Origin of the sequence: Hahella sp. CCB-MM4 (assembly GCF_002260525.1) — a bacterium.
In the GTDB taxonomy this organism is placed as follows: domain Bacteria; phylum Pseudomonadota; class Gammaproteobacteria; order Pseudomonadales; family Oleiphilaceae; genus Hahella.
In genome coordinates, this window is the sequence record NZ_MRYI01000137.1 from 1 (window position 1) to 264 (window position 264).

Genomic DNA, 264 nt, shown 5'->3' on the forward strand with positions numbered 1-264 from the left:
AACTCGCCTTCCGATGGGCATGTCTGCAACGCCCCGACGACGCGGCCCTCCTGCGTGAGGCAGCCACCGCCGGGGCCCGCTGGACGGACGGAGTCTGCCCATGCTCGTGACCGCCACCGGTAACCCGCCCCGGGTCTATCAGGCGTCGGCCCCGTGCACGATCCGCGCGACCCGTTTCCTGTTCACCGTGACACCTCTGCGGTGCAGCGCCCTGGTGACGCGCAGGACGCCGTAGGAGCTGGATCTCAGCCCACGGGGCCGACG

General features: G+C 71.2%; 1 protein-coding gene. It reads right to left on the bottom strand.

The features are described 5' to 3' along the window. Window positions 1-138: 138 nt before the first annotated feature. The gene (locus BTA51_RS30985) at window positions 139-249 is read right to left on the bottom strand and encodes an IS3 family transposase (RefSeq protein WP_210404980.1); all 111 of its coding nucleotides are present in this window, start codon (window positions 247-249) and stop codon (window positions 139-141) included. Between the last annotated feature and the right edge of the window lie 15 nt (window positions 250-264).